Annotated in this window: 19 protein-coding genes; 13 read left to right on the plus strand and 6 right to left on the minus strand. The window is 67.2% G+C overall.

Annotation, left to right across the window (positions count from 1 at the left end; translation table 11 throughout):
• Positions 1 to 193: 193 nt before the first annotated feature.
• Positions 194 to 967 carry a gamma-glutamyl-gamma-aminobutyrate hydrolase family protein gene (locus PVW49_RS05395; protein ID WP_048530669.1) on the plus strand — a complete coding sequence of 258 codons (774 nt, stop codon included), beginning with the start codon at positions 194 to 196 and terminating at the stop codon, positions 965 to 967.
• 30 nt (positions 968 to 997) lie between these two features.
• On the plus strand, positions 998 to 1,759 hold the full coding sequence (locus tag PVW49_RS05400) for an HpcH/HpaI aldolase family protein (protein WP_274590077.1): 762 nt from the start codon (positions 998 to 1,000) through the stop codon (positions 1,757 to 1,759).
• A 7-nt stretch (positions 1,760 to 1,766) separates the two neighbouring features.
• Here PVW49_RS05400 and PVW49_RS05405 read toward each other — a convergent pair whose 3' ends face one another.
• Positions 1,767 to 2,489 (minus strand): hypothetical protein, encoded by a 723-nt coding sequence (locus PVW49_RS05405; RefSeq protein WP_053083338.1) that lies wholly within the window; start codon positions 2,487 to 2,489, stop codon positions 1,767 to 1,769.
• A 160-nt stretch (positions 2,490 to 2,649) separates the two neighbouring features.
• Here PVW49_RS05405 and PVW49_RS05410 point away from each other — a divergent pair, with 160 nt between their 5' ends.
• The 4 genes from PVW49_RS05410 to PVW49_RS05425 all read left to right on the plus strand — a co-directional run bounded on the left by PVW49_RS05410 (position 2,650) and on the right by PVW49_RS05425 (position 6,470).
• On the plus strand, positions 2,650 to 3,936 hold the full coding sequence (locus PVW49_RS05410) for a hypothetical protein (protein ID WP_274590078.1): 1,287 nt from the start codon (positions 2,650 to 2,652) through the stop codon (positions 3,934 to 3,936).
• Between the two features lie 112 nt (positions 3,937 to 4,048).
• Positions 4,049 to 5,560, plus strand: coding sequence for an Asp-tRNA(Asn)/Glu-tRNA(Gln) amidotransferase subunit GatB (gatB, locus tag PVW49_RS05415; protein ID WP_074835299.1), 1,512 nt, complete (start codon positions 4,049 to 4,051; stop codon positions 5,558 to 5,560).
• Positions 5,561 to 5,743: 183 nt separating this feature from the next.
• Complete coding sequence (locus PVW49_RS05420) at positions 5,744 to 5,866, plus strand: hypothetical protein (RefSeq protein ID WP_274590079.1); 123 nt, start codon at positions 5,744 to 5,746, stop codon at positions 5,864 to 5,866.
• A 154-nt stretch (positions 5,867 to 6,020) separates the two neighbouring features.
• Complete coding sequence (locus PVW49_RS05425; RefSeq protein ID WP_274590080.1) at positions 6,021 to 6,470, plus strand: DUF4177 domain-containing protein; 450 nt, start codon at positions 6,021 to 6,023, stop codon at positions 6,468 to 6,470.
• A 54-nt stretch (positions 6,471 to 6,524) separates the two neighbouring features.
• On the opposite strand, the gene PVW49_RS05430 is transcribed toward PVW49_RS05425, so the two are convergent.
• Positions 6,525 to 6,785, minus strand: coding sequence for a BolA family protein (locus tag PVW49_RS05430; RefSeq protein WP_074835302.1), 261 nt, complete (start codon positions 6,783 to 6,785; stop codon positions 6,525 to 6,527).
• Positions 6,786 to 6,860: 75 nt separating this feature from the next.
• Here PVW49_RS05430 and PVW49_RS05435 point away from each other — a divergent pair, with 75 nt between their 5' ends.
• Complete coding sequence (locus PVW49_RS05435) at positions 6,861 to 7,493, plus strand: DnaJ domain-containing protein (protein ID WP_048530661.1); 633 nt, start codon at positions 6,861 to 6,863, stop codon at positions 7,491 to 7,493.
• A 111-nt stretch (positions 7,494 to 7,604) separates the two neighbouring features.
• On the opposite strand, the gene msrB is transcribed toward PVW49_RS05435, so the two are convergent.
• From msrB to PVW49_RS05450, 3 genes are all read right to left on the minus strand, one after another.
• The gene (gene msrB / locus PVW49_RS05440; RefSeq protein WP_048530660.1) at positions 7,605 to 8,078 is read right to left on the minus strand and encodes a peptide-methionine (R)-S-oxide reductase MsrB; all 474 of its coding nucleotides are present in this window, start codon (positions 8,076 to 8,078) and stop codon (positions 7,605 to 7,607) included.
• A 132-nt stretch (positions 8,079 to 8,210) separates the two neighbouring features.
• Complete coding sequence (locus PVW49_RS05445; protein ID WP_074835304.1) at positions 8,211 to 8,891, minus strand: anti-sigma factor; 681 nt, start codon at positions 8,889 to 8,891, stop codon at positions 8,211 to 8,213.
• Positions 8,888 to 9,442 (minus strand): sigma-70 family RNA polymerase sigma factor, encoded by a 555-nt coding sequence (locus PVW49_RS05450; protein WP_048530659.1) that lies wholly within the window; start codon positions 9,440 to 9,442, stop codon positions 8,888 to 8,890. Before PVW49_RS05450 ends, PVW49_RS05445 begins: the two co-directional genes overlap by 4 nt.
• A 171-nt stretch (positions 9,443 to 9,613) precedes the next feature.
• On the opposite strand from PVW49_RS05450, the gene cobS reads away from it, so the two are divergent.
• The 6 genes from cobS to PVW49_RS05480 all read left to right on the plus strand — a co-directional run bounded on the left by cobS (position 9,614) and on the right by PVW49_RS05480 (position 15,936).
• The gene (gene cobS, locus PVW49_RS05455; RefSeq protein ID WP_048530658.1) at positions 9,614 to 10,600 is read left to right on the plus strand and encodes a cobaltochelatase subunit CobS; all 987 of its coding nucleotides are present in this window, start codon (positions 9,614 to 9,616) and stop codon (positions 10,598 to 10,600) included.
• A 169-nt stretch (positions 10,601 to 10,769) separates the two neighbouring features.
• Positions 10,770 to 11,156, plus strand: a complete 387-nt coding sequence (locus tag PVW49_RS05460; RefSeq protein ID WP_274590081.1) for a hypothetical protein — start codon at positions 10,770 to 10,772, stop codon at positions 11,154 to 11,156.
• Between the two features lie 108 nt (positions 11,157 to 11,264).
• On the plus strand, positions 11,265 to 11,666 hold the full coding sequence (locus PVW49_RS05465) for a hypothetical protein (protein ID WP_048530655.1): 402 nt from the start codon (positions 11,265 to 11,267) through the stop codon (positions 11,664 to 11,666).
• Between the two features lie 101 nt (positions 11,667 to 11,767).
• Positions 11,768 to 13,642, plus strand: coding sequence for a cobaltochelatase subunit CobT (gene cobT / locus PVW49_RS05470; RefSeq protein WP_074835310.1), 1,875 nt, complete (start codon positions 11,768 to 11,770; stop codon positions 13,640 to 13,642).
• Between the two features lie 106 nt (positions 13,643 to 13,748).
• A complete protein-coding gene (locus PVW49_RS05475; protein WP_274590082.1) occupies positions 13,749 to 15,527 on the plus strand; it encodes an aminopeptidase P family protein in 1,779 nt (592 codons plus the stop codon).
• Between the two features lie 70 nt (positions 15,528 to 15,597).
• Positions 15,598 to 15,936, plus strand: a complete 339-nt coding sequence (locus PVW49_RS05480) for a DUF427 domain-containing protein (RefSeq protein ID WP_048530650.1) — start codon at positions 15,598 to 15,600, stop codon at positions 15,934 to 15,936.
• Between the two features lie 7 nt (positions 15,937 to 15,943).
• Here the strand turns inward: PVW49_RS05480 and PVW49_RS05485 are convergent, their stop codons facing one another.
• Positions 15,944 to 17,632, minus strand: a complete 1,689-nt coding sequence (locus PVW49_RS05485; protein WP_371398784.1) for a chloride channel protein — start codon at positions 17,630 to 17,632, stop codon at positions 15,944 to 15,946.
• Positions 17,633 to 17,670: the final 38 nt, after the last annotated feature.

A 17,670-nucleotide genomic window follows, 5' to 3' on the forward strand; every position in this document is an offset into this window, starting at 1 on the left:
TATTTAACGAAAAATTAGGACCTTTCCGCGCGGCGCATCAAGCCTTTCGCAAGGTTTTCCGTGCACGGCGGTGCCGCCGGGCGGCCGGGCCCTTCCTGCACAGGAACGCTGCGGAAGCGCACAGGCCTTGGCCGTTGTAAAGCCATGCGCCGCCGCCTTATATTGGGCCGAACCCCTTTGAGTGAGGATCCGCATGGCCCGCCCCATTGTCGGCATCATCGGCAACCAGTACCTGATCAACGATCAATATCCGGCGCACGCGGGTGGCACGATGAATTCCGAGGCGATCTCGCTGGTCTCAGGCTGCATGCCGCTGCTGATCCCGGCCGATCCCCGCTTTCTGACGGTGGCCGAACTCCTGGAAACCTGCGATGGCTTCCTGCTCACCGGCGGGCGGCCCAATGTCCACCCCGAGGAATATGGCGAGGCCGCGACCGAGGCGCATGGTGCCTTTGACCGGGCCCGCGATGCCATTGCCCTGCCGCTGGTGCGCGCCTGTGTCGAGCGCGGCCAGCCGTTCCTTGGCATCTGCCGCGGCTATCAGGAGGTGGCGGTGGCCATGGGCTCGACCCTGCACCCCGAAATCCGCGATCTGCCGGGGCGGATGAACCACCGGATGCCGCCCGACGGCACCATCGAAGAGAAATTCGCCCTGCGCCACAAGGTGCGCTTTACGGAAGGTGGCGTCTTTCACCGGCTGATGGGCGCGCCGGAAGTGATGACCAACACCCTGCATGGCCAGGGGGTGATGCAGGCCGGCAAACGCTTTGTCATCGATGGCTGGGCGCCCGACGACACGCCCGAGGCCGCCTATATCCAGGATGCGCCGGGCTTCACCCTCTCGGTGCAATGGCATCCGGAATGGGATGCGGCCAACGATCCGGTGTCGCGGCCGCTGTTCTCCGCCTTTGGCGACGCGGTGCGCGCCTGGTCCGAGGCGCGCCGGCCGCTGCGCGCCAGCGCCTGAGACTTCCCGGAAAACACAAGGACGCCCCCGATGGACCTGCCACGCAATGCCTTCAAGGCCGCCCTGAAAGCCGGCCAACGCCAGATCGGTTTCTGGAGCACCCTGCCCGACGGCGGGCTGGTCGAACTGCTGGCCGGCTGCGGCTACGACTGGCTGCTGATCGACAGCGAACATGCGCCGGTCGATCCCCGCGCCATGCTGCCGCTCATGCAGGCGGCGGCCCCCTACCCGACTTCTGTGGTGGTGCGTCCCGGCTGGAACGACCCGGTCGAGATCAAGCGGCTGCTGGATGCCGGCGCGCAAACGGTTCTGGTGCCTTATGTGCAGACCGCCGAAGAGGCCCGCGCGGCGGTGGCGGCGGTGCGCTATCCGCCGCTGGGCATCCGCGGTGTGGCCGGCACCACCCGGGCCAGCCAATGGGGCGCGATCGAAGGTTACACCCAGCAGGCCAATGACGAGATCTGCCTGCTAGTTCAGGTCGAGACCGAAGCCGCCGCCCGCAACATCGAAGAGATCGCGGCCATCGACGGGGTCGACGGCATCTTCGTCGGCCCCGCCGACCTTGCCGCTTCGATGGGGTTTCCCGGCGAGACCGGCCGCCCGGAAGTGCGCGCCGCGGTCTGCGACGCGGTGCGCCGGATCGTGGCGGCGGGCAAGCCGGCGGGATTTCTTTCGGCGAATCAGACCTTTGTGGCGGAAGTGGCCGAAGCCGGAGGGAGCTTTCTGGCCGTCGGCATCGATTCGGTGCTGATGCGGCGCGCGGCGGTCGCGCTGCGGCAAAGCTGGGACTGAGCCCGGCCTAGACCGTCGGCGGCCAGCTTGCCGGGCGCAGGCGCGGGCGGGTGCTTTGGATCGGCTGGCAATAGCTCTGCTGGCTCAGCCAGCGCGCCATGTCGCGGCGCTTGGGTTCCGACCGCATCGGCCCCCAATCCGCCGCCACCCCGCGCCAGCGGCTGTCCTTGAGCGAAATCGCCTGGTCGCGCGGCACCGTGCGCGCCATGATCCGCAGCGCGCAAGAGAGGTTGGCGGCGCCGTCCCGCAGCGCCGGGCCGGTGGTGGCGGTGCATTTGTTGAAATGCGCGGTGCCCGGCAGGATTTGCAGCAGCCCGTGCCAGAGCCCGCCGCCGCCGACGGCCTGCGGGCGATAGGTGCTCTCGTATTTCGCCAGGGTCGAGGCGAAGCCGGCCCAGAAGGCCGCCCGCGCCGGCGCCGGGTTGTCGGGATAGGCCGGGCACCATTGGGCGATGTCGCGCGGCACCGTTTCGATCAACGGCCGGGCGTGGCCTTTTTCCAGCGCGCTGAGCATCACCTGCGTCCAGAGCGCCGCCTCGCGGGTGCCGGCAGGCCAGCGCATCCGCGGGTCGCGCAGGCTGCGCGGGGCGGGCCGCGGGCTCTGATCCGGCGCCAGGCGCGTCGAGGCCGGGGCCAGGCGAGTCGACTCGACGCTGGCCAGAACGGTTTCTTCGGCGGCCAGGGTGACTGGCAGCACGATCAGCAGAATCAGCAACAATCCGCGGTGCATCGAGGTAACCTCAACAAAAAGCGATACAAAAGACAGATCATTGCCGCAAAGCGGCGCTCTCTGTCGGGTTGCTGCCATTGTCTATCTTTCTCCTGCCATGACCACGCCCCAAACGCCGGCCAGTGTGTTCGCAGCGAAATATTGCCGACTGGTTGTACAGATGTTCGAGACCCTCACTTCGATTACAGACAAAACCCGATCCGCGCTGCGCCAGGCCGCCGCCCGCGCGCCCGCCCGCCGCGCCGGCCGGGGATCGGGCCGCAAATCGGAGCCGGGATCGGCTCTTGCACCGGGGTGCGAGGGTGATCCGGCGGGCTTTTCCGCTGCGCGTCTCGCCCAGCTCGGCCGCCCCCTGCGCGACCAGACCCGCGAGCTTGCCGATTGCCAGGCGCTGCTCGACCGCGGTCGCGATCTGGCCCGCCAGGAGCGATGGGAAGCTCTGTGCGCCGAGGTCGCCGCCGCCGATGCCCGCCGGGGCGCCACCGTCGCCGGCACGCCCGAGGCCGAACTTCTGGCCGCCGGCGCGCGGTCTGACCTGGCCCGCGCCTTCGAAAGCGCCTCTTCCGCCGGCGCCCTGTCGCGCGGCCACCGGATGTTTGCCGGGCTTCAGGCGCTGGACGATATCGCCGCCGATCTGGCGCCCGACCCGGGCTGCGCCGCCGTGGTGGCGCTGAGCCACATGGATGCCGGCTGGGCCTGGTACAAGCAGGGCTGGCGGCGCGGTCGCCCGGAACAGCATGTCGCCGCCTTCCGCAGCGCCTTTGCCCGCGCCGAGGCGATCCTCGCGCCATATACCGACGCCGCCGCCGGCTCGCCGCTGCTGGCCTCGACGCATTGCGCGCTTCTGGCCGGCCAGCCGGGGGCCGAACGCCAGGTGGTGGACCGTTACGAAACGCTGATCGGCCTGGCGCCGGGCATGCCGGGCCATATGCGCGCCTTCGGCCTGCACCTCCTGCCCTGCTGGTTCGGCAGCTACGAGGCGCTTGACCTGGCTGCGCGCCGGATGGCGGCGGTGACCGGCGAGACCTGGGGCAGCGGCGGATATGCCTGGGTCTGGTTTGATGCGCTGTTGCAGGACCCGGCGGCCTTCACGGCGCTGGACGCGGGCTATTTCGTTGAAGCCATCGACGATATCCTGCGCCGTCACCCCGGCCAGCACATGGTCAACCTCTTTGCCGCCTGCCTGAGCCAGCTTCTGACGCGCGAGACCGGCCCCGACCGCAGCCAGCGGCGGCTGCTGGACAAGATGCGCACCCGTCTGATCCGCAGCGACATGCGCGAGACCCATGGCTGGGTCTGGTCGCTGACCGACATCGGCTATGCCACCCCCGGCAGCGCCCATGTGGGCGGCGCCGAGATCGGCGCCCGCCAGGCCTGGGAGGCGCTGAGCACGGTGCTGGCCCGCGAGCTTCGCCGCATCCAGGGCCAGCCCAGCCCGGCGCCCTGAGCCGGGGGCCGGGCTGGGCGGCCGGCACCGGGGCGGAACCGGGAACTGCCTCTTGCCCCCCTCCCGCCCCTGCCCTAGAACCCGTTTCGTTCCGAGCGCGAAGGAGACGGCCATGCTGGACCTGACATATGAGACCCCCAAACCCAAGATGATCGCCGGGGCGAAACACGATTGGGAGCTGGTGATCGGCATGGAGGTCCATGCCCAGGTGTCCTCTCAGGCCAAGCTGTTTTCCGGCGCCTCGACGCAATTCGGCGCCGAGCCCAATGCCAATGTCGCCTTTGTCGATGCGGCGATGCCCGGCATGTTGCCGGTGATCAACGAATATTGCATCGAACAGGCGGTGCGCACCGGGCTGGGCCTCAAGGCGCAGATCAACCTGAAGAGCGCCTTCGACCGCAAGAACTATTTCTATCCCGACCTGCCGCAGGGCTATCAGATCAGCCAGCTTTACGAGCCGCTGGTGGGCGAAGGCGAAGTGCTGGTCGAGATGGGCGACGGCACCGCGCGCAAGGTGCGGATCGAGCGCATCCACGTCGAGCAGGACGCCGGCAAATCGATCCACGACATGGATCCCAACATGTCCTTCGTCGATCTCAACCGCACCGGCGTGGCGCTGATGGAGATTGTCAGCCGTCCCGACATCCGCGGCCCCGAGGAAGCGGCGGCCTATGTGGTCAAGCTGCGCCAGATCCTGCAATATCTCGGCACCTGCGACGGCAACATGCAAAACGGCAACCTGCGGGCCGATGTCAACGTCTCGGTCTGTCTGCCGGGCCAGTACGAGAAATACCAGGCGACGCAGGATTTCAGCCATCTCGGCACCCGCTGCGAGATCAAGAACATGAACTCGATGCGTTTCATCCAGCAGGCGATCGATTACGAGGCCAAGCGCCAGATCGCCATCCTGGAGGCCGGCGGATCGATCGATCAGGAAACCCGGCTCTACGATCCCGACAAGGGCGAGACCCGGTCGATGCGGTCGAAGGAGGAGGCGCATGATTATCGCTACTTCCCCGACCCCGACCTGCTGCCGCTGGAGATCGAACAGGGCTGGGTGGACGACATCCGGAACACCCTGCCCGAGCTGCCGGACGAAAAGAAGGCGCGGTTCATCGCCGATTACGGCCTGTCGGATTACGACGCCTCGGTGCTGACCTCCGAGACCGCCTCGGCCAATTACTTCGAGAAGGTGGCGGAAGGCCGTGACGGCAAGATGGCGGCCAACTGGGTGATCAACGAGCTCTTTGGCCGGCTGAAAAAGGAAGACCACGCGCTGGCCGACAGCCCGGTCTCGCCGGAACAGCTCGGCGGCATCATCGCGCTGATCCAGAAGGGCGACATCTCGGGCAAGATCGCCAAGGATCTGTTCGAGATCGTCTATACCGAGGGCGGCGATCCGGCGCAGATCGTCGAAGCGCGCGGCATGAAGCAGGTCACCGACACCGGCGCCATCGAAACGGCGGTGGACGAGGTGATCGCCGCCAACCCGGCGCAGGTCGAGAAGGCCAAGGCCAACCCCAAGCTCGCCGGCTGGTTTGTCGGCCAGGTGATGAAGGCCACCGGTGGCAAGGCCAACCCCAAGGCGGTGAACGAGATCGTGAGCGCCAAGCTGGGGCTCTGAGCCCTGCGTCTGGCGACGCGCTGCTGATCCAGAACAAACGTGGGAAGCCGCTGGCCGGCTTCCCCCATGCCAGTGCGCCGGGGCGATCGGCGGTGCCATCCTGCGCGCGCTGGGGCGGCATCGGACTGGCATTTTACGGCCTTTCGCACTATATTCCGGGTATGCTTCGCAAGGAGGAGCCCGATGACCAGCTTTGAGATCGCAGTCCCCCTGATGGCGCTGGCGGTTCTGGGCGTGGATTTTCTCATCCGCAAGCGGGACACCCGCCGGCTCGAACCCGCCTGCCTTCGCCACCCTGCCAAATGACGTGATCCGCGCCTTTGCGGCGCGCCACACCGATTGCGCCCTGACACCGAACCTTGGCTGACGTCGCGCCGCGACCGGCCACTCTGGCGCCATGGGGTGCCCCGGTCCGGCGAGAGCGATTGCGCTTGACGCCGAAGTATGCTCTTGGGCGCCCATGACGAGATATGATTACAAGGTGGTTCCCGCCCCCGCCCAGGGGCGCAAGGCCCGGGGTGTGAAGGGCGCCGAAGGCCGGTTCGCCTTTGCGCTGGAATCCGTGCTGAACGATCTGGCCGAGGACGGCTGGGAATATGTCCGCGCCGAGACCCTGCCCAGCGAAGAGCGCCAAGGGCTGTCGGGCAAGACCTCGGTTTTCCGCAATCTGCTGGTGTTCCGGCGGGCCCGCGAGGACGAGGTCGCGGCCTTCGAGCCGCGACTGCTCGATCCGCCCAAGGAGATCCCGGTGCTCGATGCGGCGCGGGCGGTGCAGGAGACACCACCGGCGCAGGATGCCCGCTTTGAGGAAGGCGACGTGGCGGCGGCTGTGGAGGCCGGGCGCGACGATGCGACCGAGACGGATGGCGAAGCCCCCGACGACGGCCGTGAGCAACCGCCGAAGGCGTGAGCGGCCCCGGCAACGGGGTGCCCCCCTGCGGGAGCAGATGACCGGCGGCGGGCCTCAGGGCGTGTCGAGATCGAGCGCCAGGGCGTGGATCGCGGCCATCAGATCGGGGCCCAGCGCGGCGTGAACGGCGCGGTGGCGGGCGATGCGGGACTGGCCGGCAAAGGCCTCTGCGCGCAGGCGCACGCGGAAATGGCTCTCGCCGCCCTCCTGATATCCGGCGTGGCCGCGATGGGCCTCGCTGTCATCTTCCACATGCAGCTCGGCCGGTGCAAATGCGGCCATGAGCCGTTGGCGAATTTCTTCTGATCTCGACATGATTTTCCCCTCGGCCCCTTCCCTCTGGTTGCCGATGGTCTAAACTGCCACGTCCGAGTCGAAAAGGTGCGAACCATGAGTAAATCAGACCCCTTCGGATTTGATATGTCCGTGTCCTCAGCCAAGAAGAAAAATCCGCGCGGCCGGCGTGGCATGTCCGGTGCGTCCGAGACCTCGACCCGGGTCTGCGACCATGAAGGATGCCAGGAGAAGGGCCTGTATCGCGCGCCCAAGGCGCCCGATGTGCTCGATGATTTCTTCTGGTTCTGCAAGGACCACGTGCGCGAATACAATGCGAAATGGAGCTTCTTCGACGGCAAGACCGAGGCCGAGATGAATGCCCAGGAAAGCGCCGACAAGGTCTGGGAGCGAAAGACCAAGGGCTGGCGCGATCCCGAGGCCAAGGCCTGGGCGCGGCTGGGCATCGAGGATCCGCATCAGGTGCTGGGCCAGAATGCCACCCGCAACCCCGGACGCGGCGCGGCCAGCGGCGGCCGCAGGCTGCCGCCCACCGAGCGCCGGGCAATCGAGATTCTCGAGGCCAAGGAGAGCATGACCAAGGTCGAGATCCGCAAGGCCTACAAGGCGCTGATCAAGGTGCTGCACCCGGACATGAACGGCGGCGACCGCAGCCAGGAAGAGCAGCTGGGCGAGGTCATGTGGGCCTGGGACCAGATCAAGGACAGCCGGAGTTTCCCGGACAAATAGGCCCGCCCGCGGCTGGCGTTCCGGGGGCTCTGCCCCCGGCGGTATTTGGGAGCAGAAGAAGGACCGGCCCTGCGTCATGCGGGCCGGTCCTTCTTCTGTTGACAAGGGCCGTCAGGCGGCCTGGAAGGTCAGGGCGACGCCATTGAGGCAATGGCGTTTTCCGGTGGGCTCGGGGCCGTCGTCGAAGATATGACCGAGGTGCGAGCCGCAGCGGCGGCAGTGGCATTCGGTGCGGACGATGAACAGGAGCTTGCGGTCCTCCTTGGTGCGGATCGCATCCGGCAGGCTCTGCCAGTAGCTCGGCCAGCCGGTGCCGCTGTCGTATTTGTGCTCGGAGGAATAGACCGCCAGGTCACAGCCGCGGCAATGGTAGATGCCTTTGGCCTTGCTGTCGTGCAGCGGCGAGGAGAAGGCCGGTTCGGTGCCCTCCTCGCGCATCACCTCGTATTGCAGATCGGTCAGCATGGCGCGCCATTCCTCTTCGCTGCGGGTGACTTCGAAACTGTCGTCCTGGGCGCGGGTGGCGGCGGGCAAGAGCGCCGCGGCGGCGCTGGTGGCAAGAAACTGGCGTCGATGGAGGGGCATGGTCGTCTCCTTTGCGGAGGCGCGCCGCGGGGGCCGCGCGCGGGGCGTGGCCGGCCTGCTGCGGTGCGCCGGGGTTCAGGAGATAAGACGTTCCAAAGCCGGGAAAGTTTCGCCCCGGCGGTCACGGGACGGTCACGATGCGGTGACCGACCCCGCCGCCAGAACCGCGCCGGTGGGCTGACCGGTGGGCGAGCCGCCGGCCGGTTCGTCCGAGATCGCCAGCACCGCGCCCTCGAGCGCCGCGCGCAGCGTTTCGGGCAGTTCGAAGGCCACCACGGTGCCCGGCGCCAGCAGGCCAAGCGAGACCGGCGGGTTGTCGCCCTGGATCAGCCAGAGCTCGCGGGCGCGGCCGGGTTCGGGGAACAGCCCCACAAGCTCGGCCGTGACCGAACCGCTTTCGGGGTCGAGCGCGATGCGCGCCACTTCGCCGGCGGTTTCGCTGGTGAGCTCGGCGGTCAGCGGCAGCGGCTCGGGCAGCAGCCAGCCGAAACGCAGGGCTGCAAAGGCCAGCCCCGCCGCCAGCGCCGTGCCGATCACCGCCGTGCCGAGGTTGAGCCGCCGCCAGACCGGCATCGGCGGGCCATAGACGCGCTTCTCGATCGCCGGCCAGAGCGCGGCGGGGGGCGTCACCGGCGCCGCCTCGTCGGCGAGCGCGGCGAAATACTCGCTCCAGCCGTCGCAGAGCCAGCGCAGCTCGGCCTCGAGGAACAGCCGCCGGGCAAAGGCATCCTCTTCGGCCTCGGACAGAAGCCCGAGCACGTATTCCGCGGCCAGCACGGAATCGTCGTCAGGGGTGTCGGTCGGGTCGCTCATCGGCTCAGGCAGGTCCTCAAGGCTTGCAGGCTGCGGCGCAGCCAGGTTCTCATGGTGTTCAGAGGCACCGCGAAATGCGCCGCCAGTTCGGCATAGGTGGCCCCGTAGAGATAGGCCTGGCGCACCGCCTCGGCCTTTTCATCGGCCAGTTCGTCGAGGCAGGCGGAGATCTGCGCCCGGGTGTCCTTTTGCAGCAGCTGCTCGGCCGGGCCGGGCTCATGGGTTTCGAGACGGTCGATGCGGGTCTCGTCTCCTTCGGCGTTGTCGGTGGCGGCTGTGCGTCGCTTGCGCAGCAGGTCAATGGCGTGGTTGCGGGCAACCGTGATCAGCCACGTCATCGGCTGAACCCGGCCGGGCTGATAGGCGTCGGCGCGCTTCCAAATCTTGACATAGATGTCCTGAAGCGCATCCTCGGCCATTGCCCTGTCCTTGAGGATACGCAGGCAGATCCCGAAAAGTTTCGCCGAGGTGGCGGAATAGAGCGCGGCAAAGGCCTTGCGGTCGGCCATCGAGACCCGGGTCAACAATGCATCAAGGTCCTGGGCCGTCACGTCTGTCGTTCCTTAAGTCGTTCGCGCTGCGCTCGGTCCACAGGATAGGCCACGACTTGGCCGAAGCAAGAGCCGATCGAAAACGCCGCCCCCTCCCCTTGCCACTGCGGTGAATATGGTGCACCAACCGGAGCGCATATTCAGCGATCAGGCACCGGAAAGGACGCACTCATGGCGGACGGGCAGATGGACCCCAATACCAGACCTTCCGAGGAAATCTCGGTCCGCGATGTCTTTGGCATCGATACCGACATGGTGGTCAAGGGCTTTGCCGACCGCAGCGAACGGGTGCCGGACGTCGACAGCACCTACAAGTTCGACCCCGACACCACGCTGGCCATCCTGGCCGGCTTTTCCCACAATCGCCGGGTGATGATCCAAGGCTACCACGGCACCGGGAAATCGACCCATATCGAACAGGTGGCGGCGCGGCTGAACTGGCCGGCGGTGCGGGTCAACCTCGACAGCCATATCTCGCGCATCGACCTGATCGGCAAGGATGCGATCAAGCTCAAGGATGGCAAGCAGGTCACCGAGTTCCAGGAGGGCATCCTGCCCTGGGCGCTGCGCAACCCGACCGCCATCGTGTTCGACGAATATGACGCCGGCCGCGCCGACGTGATGTTCGTGATCCAGCGGGTGCTCGAGGTTGACGGCAAGCTGACGCTGCTCGACCAGAACCAGGTGATCCACCCGCATCCCTATTTCCGCATCTTCGCCACCGCCAACACCGTGGGGCTGGGCGATACCACCGGCCTTTATCACGGCACCCAGCAGATCAACCAGGGCCAGATGGACCGCTGGTCGCTGGTGGCGACGCTGAACTATCTCTCGATTGATGCCGAATGTGCCATCGTTCTGGCGAAATGCCCGCATTACAACACCGAGAAGGGCCGCAAGAAGGTCAAGCAGATGGTCACCGTTGCCGATCTGACGCGGACCGCCTTCATGAACGGCGACCTCTCGACGGTGATGAGCCCGCGGACGGTGATCGCCTGGGCCCAGAACGCCGAGATCTTCCGCAATGTGGGCTATGCCTTCCGGGTGTCCTTCCTCAACAAGTGCGACGAGCTCGAGCGGCAGACCGTGGCCGAGTTCTATCAGCGCTGTTTCGACGAGGAACTGCCCGAGAGCGCGGCGAGCCTGAGCCTCGGATAAACCCGGCTCCGCCTCTTTGGGGCCGTGACATTGCGAACCGGAATTGCGGCGCCTTCGGGCGCCGTTTCTGCATCTGCAAGCGTTACCCTGGCACGACACCCGGCCAGAGTTTTCATTCTGCTCAATACGTGACACGAAATTTTGGTGTTATGCTGAAATCATGAGCGGTATGAAAACTTTTGCCTTGTGTCTCGTGCTGGCGGTGTTCTCCTCCCTGCCGCCAGCGCGGGCCCTGCCCCTGGCGCCGGACAATCCGGTTGTCTTATTTGCCACCTGCGCCGGCCGGCTTTCGGCGAAGATGGAGCATCAGTGGATGTTCGACGGCGCCGGATCGGAGCGGACCGAGGCGCAGCGCGCGGCGATGATCGGTCTGCTGGAGGCGGTGCGCCCCACGGATGCCGGCCGCCAGGTGCTGCATCTGCGGATCGAGGCCAAGATGGCGCAGGCAGCGCTGCTGACCCGGGCCACCTTCAACCCGGATGCCGAAGAGGCCCGCCGCGCGCTCATGCTGGCCGAAATGCGCGTGGCGGAATGCACCGGGCTGTTGCTAGGCTGACCCGGGGTATCGAAGGTGCCGGGGATGCCGCGACAATGGCTCAAATCTTATAGACCTTGTATATACTTTTCGTTGACCGGAACGGCGGCGCCATCATAGCATTGTTACATGACCCCCGTGTTTCGCCCCCTTGTGGCGGCGGCTTTTCTGGTGCTGTCGTTCTGGTCTGCCGCCCCTGCCGCGCCCCCGCCTCCCGGGGACCGGGCCGAGGCTTTTGCGATCTGCGCCGGCCGGCTCTGGGCGCTGTCGGTGCGCCAGGCGGCGGTGGGCGACCCTTCGTCACAGGCCACCGGGCAGATGCGCGAGGATTTCGACATGTTGCTCGGCGCGGTGCTGCCCGATGCCGCAAGCGACCGGCAGGCGCAGCGCTGGCGGGTGGATGGCTGGGTACAGATCGCGCATCTGCTGGCCCGCAATCAATACGGTGCCACCCCGCGACGGCGCGACCTGGCCGCCACCCGCATGGCCTCGCGGATCGACACCTGCCGGCGGATGATCCTCCGGCGATGAGGCCTGCGCCCCTGGCCGGCAAATCCCCGGCCCTGGTCTCTGGCCATTGCCTGCGTGAGCGATTACGTTGACGCTGTTTCAATCCCGACCGCAGGCACCCCATGGCGCAGACCGACAATCCCGCAGATCCGTTCAAGAAGGCGCTGGCCGAGGCCACCAAGGTGATGGCCGACGATCCCGAGCTCACGGTATCTTATTCCGTCGACCCCTCGGGCGTGTCGGGCGATGCCATGCGGCTGCCGCAGGTCAGCCGACGGATGACCCGGGACGAGGTGCTTCTGGCGCGCGGCACGGCGGATGCGCTGGCGCTCAAGCACAAGTACCACGACGCCGCGACCCACAATCGCTATGCGCCGCCGGGCGACATGGCACGCGAGCTCTACGAGGCGATGGAAACCGCCCGCTGCGAGGCGATGGGCGCGCGCGACATGCCCGGCACCGCCGGCAATATCGACGCCAAGATCGGCGCCGAGGCCGACAAACGCGGCTATGACCAGATCACCCAGGCCTCGGATGCGCCGCTTTCGGTGGCGGCGGGCTATCTGATCCGCCATCTCGCCACCGGGCGCGAGATGCCGAAAGGCGCGGCCAATGTGATGGAGCTCTGGCGCGGGTTCATCGAGGATCAGGCCGGCGGTCAGCTCGGCGATCTTCAGGAGACGCTGGCCGATCAGAGCCAGTTCGCCAAGCTGGCCCGGCGGGTGATCCAGGATCTGGGCTACGGCGATCAGCTGGGCGAGGATCCCGACGATCTCGAGGACGAGTCGGAGGATCAGGCCGAGGACAGCCAGGACGACGACCGCGATCCCGACAGCACCGGGCAGGACGACGACCAGGACGATCAGACCGAGGCCAGCCCGGAACAGAGCCAGGAAGACCAGCAGGATCCGAGCCAGGCGCAGGTGACGATGGACGACATGTCCGACACCGAAGCCGGCGAAGAGACCGAACTGCCCGAGGGCGAGGCGCCGCTGGAGCCGCCGACCCCGGCACCGGTCTCGGAGGCCGACCCGGATTACACCGTCTTCGCGACCGAGTTCGACGAGGAAATCCACGCCGAGGAGCTTGCCGATCCGGCCGAGCTGGAACGGCTGCGCGCCTATCTCGACCAGCAGCTCGAGCCGCTGAAAGGCGCGGTCAGCCGCCTCGCCAACAAGCTGCAACGCCGGCTTCAGGCGCAGCAGAGCCGGTCCTGGGAATTCGACCTCGAGGAAGGCATCCTCGACGCCGGGCGGCTGGCGCGGGTGGTGGCCAATCCGACGACGCCGCTGTCGTTCAAGGTGGAAAAGGACACCGAGTTCCGCGACACGGTGGTGACGCTGCTGCTGGACAATTCCGGCTCGATGCGCGGCCGGCCGATTTCGATCGCCGCGATCTGCGCCGATGTGCTGGCCCGCACGCTGGAGCGCTGTTCGGTCAAGGTCGAGATCCTCGGCTTTACCACCCGGGCCTGGAAAGGCGGTCTGAGTCGCGAGAAATGGCTGGGCGAAGGCCGGGCGCAGCAGCCCGGACGGCTCAACGACCTGCGCCACATCGTCTACAAGGGCGCCGATGCGCCCTGGCGCAGGGCGCGGCCCAACCTCGGGCTGATGATGAAGGAAGGGCTGTTGAAGGAGAACATCGACGGCGAGGCGCTGGAATGGGCGCATCGCCGGATGATCCACCGGCCCGAGGCGCGCAAGATCCTCATGGTGATCTCCGATGGCGCGCCGGTCGACGATTCGACGCTCTCGGTGAACCCGGCGAATTTCCTCGAGAAACACCTGCGCGACGTGATCGCCATGGTCGAGCGGCGCCGCGCCGTCGAGCTTCTGGCGATCGGTATCGGTCACGACGTGACGCGCTATTACGACCGGGCGGTGACGATCACCGATGTCGAGCAGCTGGCCGGTGCGATGACCGAGCAGCTGGCGGCGCTCTTCGACACCGATCCGCGGGCCCGCGCCCGGGTGATGGGAATTCGCAAGGCCAGCTGACGGCGCGCCGCGCGGGCCGGCATGGGGCGCCTGGGGGCTCTGCCCCCGTCGCCTTTGGCGACTCCCCCGAGGGTATTTTCGGCAAGAGGAAGAACTGGGAAGCACGATGTTTCAATCCTTCGAGGTAACGGCCCGGCCCGAACAGGGCCCGCCGCGGCTGGCGGCGCTGCGCAAGGTGATGGCGGATCAGGGGCTGGCCGGATTTGTCGTGCCCAAGGCGGATGCGCATCAGGGCGAGTATGTGGCGCCGCGCGATGACCGGCTGGCCTGGCTCACCGGTTTCACCGGCTCGGCCGGCGCCGCGGTGGTGCTGGCGGAGGCGGCCGGCGTCTTTGTCGACGGCCGCTACCGGGTGCAGGCGCGCCAGCAATTGGCGGCGGAGTTCACCCCGGTGGACTGGCCCGAGGTGCAGCCGGCGGCCTGGGTCCGGGAGCATCTGCCCGAGGGCGCGCTGGGCATCGATCCCTGGCTGCACACGCTGAAACAGCAGCGGGCGCTGGAGGCGGGGCTGAAAGGCTCCGGCGTGGCGCTGGCCCGGGTCGGGAACCTGGTGGACCGGATCTGGCCGGATCAGCCGGGGCCGCCGATGGCGCCGGTGAGGACGCATCCCGATGCGCTGGCCGGGCGCAGCTCGGCCGACAAGCGGGCGGCGCTGGCCGAGGACGTGCGCGGTCTGGGGGCCGGTGTGGCCGTGATCACCCTGCCGGATTCGCTCTGCTGGCTGCTGAACATTCGCGGCGGCGACATTCCGCGCAACCCGGTGGCGCATGGCTTCGCGCTGCTGTTCGATGATGGCACTGTCGATCTCTTCATGGCCGCGGGGAAGCTCTCCGAGGTCGATCTCGGCCCCGAGGTGCGTTGTCATGCACCCGAGGGCTTTGCCGCGGCGCTTGAGGCGCTGGAGGGGCCGGTGCTGATCGATCCGGAGTCGGTGCCGCTGGCGGTGGTCGATGCGATCCGCGCCGAGGTGATCGAGGGCCGCGACCCCTGCGTGCTGCCCAAGGCCTGCAAGACCGACAAGGAGCTGGCCGGGATGCGGGCCGCGCATGAGCGCGACGCGGTGGCGATGTGCGAGTTTCTCGCCTGGCTGGAAGAGACCGCACCGGGCGACCTGACCGAGATCGACGTGGTGACGGCGCTGGAAGGGTTTCGCCGGGACACCGGGGCGCTGCTCGATATCTCGTTCGAGACGATCAGCGGATCGGGTCCGAACGGCGCCATCGTGCATTACCGGGTCAGCGAGGAAAGCAATCGCAAGCTGGCCGATGGCGAGCTTTTGCTGGTCGACAGCGGCGGGCAGTATCTGGACGGTACGACGGATATCACCCGGACCCTGGCGATCGGCGCCGCACCGGAGGCGGCGCAGGCGGCCTTTACCCGGGTGCTGCAAGGCATGATCGCCATGAGCCGGGCGCGCTGGCCCGAGGGGCTGTCGGGGCGCGATCTGGATGCGCTGGCGCGGATGCCGCTGTGGATGGCCGGGCAGGATTACGGCCATGGCACCGGCCACGGGGTCGGCGCCTATCTCTGTGTGCACGAAGGGCCGCAGAGGCTGGCACGCACCGGAATGGAAAAGCTGCGCGAGGGCATGATCCTGTCGAACGAGCCCGGGTTCTACAAGGAGGGCGCTTTCGGCATCCGGATCGAGAACCTGATGGCCGTCCGCAAGGCCGCCCCCCTGCCCGAGGGCACGGTCAAGGAGATGCTGGATTGGGAAACGCTGACCTGGGTGCCGATCGACCGGCGGCTGATCCTGGCCGAGCGCCTGACGGCGGAGGAACGGGACTGGTTGAACCAGTATCATGCGACCTGCCGACACATGTTGCGGCCAAGGCTGGGCAAGCGGGCGGCGATGTGGTTGGATGCCGCAACCGCAGAAATCTGACACAAGGCTGTTACACCGCCCGGGCCATGTTCGGGCGATCTTATGTGGACGCCGTATTGGGGAGAGTGAGATGACGATCAGGATCGTGAAGGCCGAAGGCAAATGGGTGGTGCGTGCCAGCGGCGCCGTGCTGGGCGAAAGCAGCAATGCGCTGGAACTGCTCGAAGACGGCCACAAGCCGGTGATCTATTTCCCGCGCAGCGACATCGCCATGGCCTTTCTTGAACCCTCCGAGACCGTCACCACCTGCCCGCACAAGGGCACCGCCAGCTATTATTCGATCGAGGCCAAGAACCGGACCCTGACCGATGTGGTCTGGTCTTATGAGGATCCCAAGGAGGCCGCGGCGGCGATCAAGGGATATCTGGCCTTTCAGCCCGGCGATTACCTTCAGATCGAAGAGCTCTGAGCGCCGGCTAGCTGTGTTCCTCTTCCGCCGTGGCGGCGAGCGCTTGGTTGTAGGCCTTGAGCGCGTCGACGTGGAACAGCGCGCCGCGCAATTCGGGCGGCTGGCCTTCGCCACGGATCGCCACCACCGGCAGGAATGCGACGCCCGAGGTCTCGAACATGGGAAGGGCGGTTTCCAGCGTGGCACTGGCGTTGAGATAGACGCCGGTTTCCACCATCTCCCAGCAGGTGGCTTCCGAGGGAGCCTGGGGGTCGTCCATCGGCCGCATCACCTGGGCCACCCGGAACATCGCCAACAGATAGGCTTGCGGGCCCGCCGCCAGATGCACCCCGCGGCGTTCCAGCTGGGTCAGGAAGAACGACCGGTCGACCAGCCGTGAGGCCAGCGCGGTGGACATCGAGACCGAAACCATCACCGCCAGCCCGGTCTGCCAGTCGCCGGTCAGCTCGAAGACGATCAGCGTGGTCGAGATCGGCGCGCCCAGCACCGCCGCCGCCACCGCCCCCATGCCGGCCAGCGCATAGAGGGTGAAGGCGCCGGATTGCTCGGGAAAAAGCGAGGTGGCGATCAGCCCGAAGGCCAGCCCGGTTAGCGCCCCCACCATCAGCGAGGGCGAGAACATGCCGCCGCCCATGCGGCCGGCCATGGTGACCGCGACGGCCAGAACCTTGATCACCGCATAGACCACCGCCTGCCAGAGCAGGAGCTGGCCGGTCAGCGCCAGCGAGGTGGTCTCGTAGCCGACGCCGATGATATGCGGAAAGAAGATCGCCATGCCGCCGAGGATCGCCCCGGCCAGCATCGGGCGTATCCAGTACGGCAGGCCGATGCGGCTCTGGATCCGACTTTCCAGATCGTCGGCCCAGAAGATGCCGCGGATCATGATCACCGAGACCAGCCCGCAGACCAGCCCGAGGATCAGGAAGGCCGGCAGTTCGAGGTAGAACTCGAGCGCGGTGGTGCCGGGCAGCGTGAATTCGGTGACATCGCCAAAGGCCAGCCGGTTGATCACCGTGCCGGCGGCCGAGGCCACGACAATGGGGGCGAAACTGTGCAGGGCGAAATGGCGCAGCACCACCTCGAGCGCAAAGAGCGCGCCGGCGATGGGGGCGTTGAAACTGGCGGAAACCGCCGCCGCCACGGCGCAGCCCAGCAGATCGCGGCCGGTGATGCCATCGGCATGCAATACGTTGGACACCCAGGACGAGATCATCGCGGCGATATGCACCACGGGACCTTCGCGCCCCGTCGAGCCGCCGGTCGACAGGGTGATCAGCGACGAGGCGGCCGAGGCGAGGCCGGCCTTTTTCTCGACCCGCCCGTCATTCAGCGCCGCGCCCTCGATCACGTCGGCCACCGCGCGGACCCGGCCGTCATCGGTAAAGAAATACAGGATCAGCCCCACGGTCACGCCGCCGCCCATGGGGATGATCAGCACCCAGAACCAGTCGAGCGAATTGGCGAAGGTGTGCAGCTGGGTGATGTCGTCGGTGCCGTAGAGCGTGGCCTGTAGCCATTCGATCGCCCGGCGGAACAACAGCGCCGCGAAACCGGCGGCGATGCCGATCATCAGGGCGATGAACCAGAACTGGATCTGGCTGGGCCCGCGATGGCGCAGCAGCTGCCAGCCGCGATCGAACACCGCGCGCATCTCGCGCAGCTGGCGAATGGCGGGATTTCTATCGGTATTTGCCATATCGTTCGATCACGTCTTTGCGCGCCTGAGCCGCTGCG

The sequence above is a fragment of the Marinovum sp. PR37 genome, assembly GCF_028807375.1.
Lineage (GTDB): Bacteria > Pseudomonadota > Alphaproteobacteria > Rhodobacterales > Rhodobacteraceae > Marinovum > Marinovum algicola.

Bases quoted from the DNA above. Each gene is read 5' to 3' on its own strand.
- PVW49_RS05395 (WP_048530669.1), top strand. From the start codon at position 194: ATGGCCCGCCCCATTGTCGGCATCATCGGCAACCAGTACCTGATCAAC.
- PVW49_RS05400 (WP_274590077.1), top strand. From the start codon at position 998: ATGGACCTGCCACGCAATGCCTTCAAGGCCGCCCTGAAAGCCGGCCAA.
- PVW49_RS05405 (WP_053083338.1), bottom strand. From the start codon at position 2,489: ATGCACCGCGGATTGTTGCTGATTCTGCTGATCGTGCTGCCAGTCACC.
- PVW49_RS05410 (WP_274590078.1), top strand. From the start codon at position 2,650: ATGTTCGAGACCCTCACTTCGATTACAGACAAAACCCGATCCGCGCTG.
- gatB (WP_074835299.1), top strand. From the start codon at position 4,049: ATGCTGGACCTGACATATGAGACCCCCAAACCCAAGATGATCGCCGGG.
- PVW49_RS05420 (WP_274590079.1), top strand. From the start codon at position 5,744: ATGACCAGCTTTGAGATCGCAGTCCCCCTGATGGCGCTGGCGGTTCTG.
- PVW49_RS05425 (WP_274590080.1), top strand. From the start codon at position 6,021: ATGACGAGATATGATTACAAGGTGGTTCCCGCCCCCGCCCAGGGGCGC.
- PVW49_RS05430 (WP_074835302.1), bottom strand. From the start codon at position 6,785: ATGTCGAGATCAGAAGAAATTCGCCAACGGCTCATGGCCGCATTTGCA.
- PVW49_RS05435 (WP_048530661.1), top strand. From the start codon at position 6,861: ATGAGTAAATCAGACCCCTTCGGATTTGATATGTCCGTGTCCTCAGCC.
- msrB (WP_048530660.1), bottom strand. From the start codon at position 8,078: ATGCCCCTCCATCGACGCCAGTTTCTTGCCACCAGCGCCGCCGCGGCG.
- PVW49_RS05445 (WP_074835304.1), bottom strand. From the start codon at position 8,891: ATGAGCGACCCGACCGACACCCCTGACGACGATTCCGTGCTGGCCGCG.
- cobS (WP_048530658.1), top strand. From the start codon at position 9,614: ATGGCGGACGGGCAGATGGACCCCAATACCAGACCTTCCGAGGAAATC.
- PVW49_RS05460 (WP_274590081.1), top strand. From the start codon at position 10,770: ATGAAAACTTTTGCCTTGTGTCTCGTGCTGGCGGTGTTCTCCTCCCTG.
- PVW49_RS05465 (WP_048530655.1), top strand. From the start codon at position 11,265: ATGACCCCCGTGTTTCGCCCCCTTGTGGCGGCGGCTTTTCTGGTGCTG.
- cobT (WP_074835310.1), top strand. From the start codon at position 11,768: ATGGCGCAGACCGACAATCCCGCAGATCCGTTCAAGAAGGCGCTGGCC.
- PVW49_RS05475 (WP_274590082.1), top strand. From the start codon at position 13,749: ATGTTTCAATCCTTCGAGGTAACGGCCCGGCCCGAACAGGGCCCGCCG.
- PVW49_RS05480 (WP_048530650.1), top strand. From the start codon at position 15,598: ATGACGATCAGGATCGTGAAGGCCGAAGGCAAATGGGTGGTGCGTGCC.
- PVW49_RS05485 (WP_371398784.1), bottom strand. From the start codon at position 17,632: ATGGCAAATACCGATAGAAATCCCGCCATTCGCCAGCTGCGCGAGATG.